Origin of the sequence: Streptomyces sp. NPDC090499 (assembly GCF_044769305.1) — a bacterium.
GTDB lineage: Bacteria > Actinomycetota > Actinomycetes > Streptomycetales > Streptomycetaceae > Streptomyces.
The window spans coordinates 1-1,418 of the sequence record NZ_JBIVXP010000057.1; the positions used below are offsets into that span (position 1 = coordinate 1).

Annotated in this window: 1 protein-coding gene; it reads right to left on the reverse strand. The window is 66.7% G+C overall.

Features of this window, described 5'->3' with window-relative positions:
* Positions 1-29: 29 nt before the first annotated feature.
* Entirely contained in the window at positions 30-1,271 is a 1,242-nt protein-coding gene (locus ACIQVL_RS51555) for an IS256 family transposase (protein ID WP_403479318.1), read from the reverse strand.
* Between the last annotated feature and the right edge of the window lie 147 nt (positions 1,272-1,418).

Consider the following 1,418-nt stretch of genomic DNA (forward strand, 5'->3'; position numbering starts at 1 on the left):
GGTCGTGTCCCTTCTCGTGGTGTAGCCGATCAACCGGCGGTCGCGTTGGTGGTGTTGGGTAGCGCGGGGGTGCTTTCGGGGCGCTCGGCTGGGTAGAGCTGGTCCATGCTTCCCTCGGGCAGGTAGCGGCGGGGGAAGGCGATCCATTCGTCGTGTAGTTCGAAGAGCACGGCGGTGACCAGTCGCAGGAGCGCGTCGTCGTTGGGGAAGACCTGGACGACGTCGGTGCGGCGCTTGACCTCGCGGTTGATCCGTTCCAGTGGGTTGGTGGACTGGATCTTCTTCCAATGTCGCTCGGGGAAGGCGGCGAAGGCGGTCAGGTCGTCCTTCCCTTCCAGCAGCATGTCTTTGACCCTGGGGAACTGCTTGCCGAGCATGTCGGCGACGGTGTCGAGCTGGGTGCGGACCGCGTCGGCGGTGGGCTGGGCGAAGATCGTGCGGATCGTGGCGGCGGCCATCTCGGCCGCTTCCTTGTTGATCACGCTGAACACGTTGCGCAGGAAGTGAACCCTGCAGCGCTGGTAGGCGGCCCCGAGCATGACCTTGCGGATGGCCTTGACCAGTCCCAAGTGGTGGTCGCCGATGACGAGCCGGACCCCGGTCAGGCCGCGTTCGCGCAGGTGACGCAGGAACTCGGTCCAGAACACCTCGGTCTCGCTGTCTCCGACCATCACGCCCAGGACCTCCCGGCCGCCGTCCTCGGTGATCCCGGTGGCGATCACCACGGCCCTGGACACGATCTGGTGCTCGACCCGCGCCTTGCAGTAGGTCGCGTCCAGATAGATGTACGGGAAGCGGACGTGGTCCACGGGCCGGGCCCGGAACGCGGTCAGCTGGCCGTCCAGGTCCTGGCAGATCCGCGAGACCTCGCTCTTGGAGATCCCGGTGTCCGCGCCGAGGGCCTTGACCAGGTCATCGACCGACCGAGTGGACACACCGTGGACGTAAGCCTCCATGATGACGGCGTAGAGGGCCTGGTCGATGCGGCGGCGCCGCTCCAGCAGTGCGGGGAAGAAGCTCCCCGACCGCAGCTTGGGGATCGCAAGGTCCAGGTCGCCGGCCTGGGTGCTGAGCGTCTTGTCGCGATGGCCGTTGCGAAGCGCGGTGCGCGTCTCGGTGTGCTCGTTCCACTCCGCGCCAATCCGGGCCGTGGCCTCGGCCTCGATCAGCTCCTGAAGCATCCGCTCGGCCACATTGCGGACGAGTTCGAGCCCGTCCGCCGAACGTAATGACTCAAGCAGCCGGAGTAGGTCATGCTGAGACAGGGCCATCCTGCACCTCCCGCGTTGAACTGCCCGTTCACTACGGAGAGTTGCACGGTGGCCCACCCTGCGGGCAGGGAACGAAAGCCCATCGGCGCACGCCCCCCGGCGCACTCCCTGACCTTGATCGGCTACACCACGACAAGGGACGCCATC